This window comes from Rothia sp. HMSC069D01, assembly GCF_001810135.1.
Lineage (GTDB): Bacteria > Actinomycetota > Actinomycetes > Actinomycetales > Micrococcaceae > Rothia.
In genome coordinates this window covers 122,112-123,119 of record NZ_KV800093.1, presented here as the reverse complement: position 1 = coordinate 123,119, position 1,008 = coordinate 122,112, and the positions used below count along the sequence as shown (strand labels likewise).

The 1,008-nt window shown below is 62.8% G+C and carries 1 pseudogene; it reads left to right on the top strand.

Annotation, left to right across the window (positions count from 1 at the left end):
• Nucleotides 1-1,008 (top strand): annotated as a pseudogene (locus HMPREF2710_RS03190) (S-layer homology domain-containing protein); the annotation flags it as partial.

Here is a 1,008-nt window from a genome sequence, read left to right as displayed (position 1 = left end):
CCGCAGCTACCCAGGCTCCCGCAGCTACCCAGAGCGCTGCAACCCCTGCCGCGCAGCCCGCGCAGACCGCACAGGCTACTCAGGCGGCATCCGGTGTGGCAGCAACCCGCACCAACCAGACTTTCCTGTCCTACACCTCCCCGGCTGGTACCACCTCGCAGTACCACGTCTACGCTGAGGGCGTGGACTTCTCCAAGCCCGTTGGCGTGGTCTTCTACTTCGACGGTGACTACTGGCAGCGTGACGAGTCCAAGGTCTACACCCCCGACGAGGGCATGCTCGCGGCGATGGGCAAGATCGCTAATGCCCGCAACATGGTCTTCGTGCCTATTATCTCCCCGGACACCAACGCATCCGGCAACGGCATCACCTGGTGGGAAGACATGAACACCAACGGTGAGTTCTTCCGCTCCTTCGCTTCCTCCTTCATCGCGGCTAACGGTGTGGACTCCTCCAACGTGTGGACCATGGGCTACTCCGGTGGCGCTGAGTTCATCACCTACGAGCTGAACACCAAGCCCCAGACCTGGCGTAACGGCGGCGGATCCATCATGGTCGCTGGTGGTGGCCTGGACGAGGGTACCCCCTCGGCTGCGCTGAAGTCCCAGCCCATGTTCTGGTACGCAAACTCGAACGACGGCTCCGGCGAGACCTACCCGCAGACCTGGAGCGCACGAGGCGCCGTTGAGGGCGGCTACAACGCCTACCGCAACGCCGGCTACACCAACGCTTCCGCGACCGTTCTGAACGGTTCGGGCCACTTCGACTACAACTTCTCGCAGATTCTGAGCAACTCGCTCTCCAAGGGCAAGGCAACCGCCGCTCCCAGGGTCGAGCAGAAGACCGAACAGAAGGCTGAGCAGAAGCAGCAGAACACTCAGCGTGCCCGCACCATGAGCTCCGCAACCTACCAGAGCTACACCTCCCCGGCGGGCACCACCTCCCAGTACCACGTGTACGCGAACAACCTGGACTACTCCAAGCCCGTTGGCGTGGTCTTCTACTTCG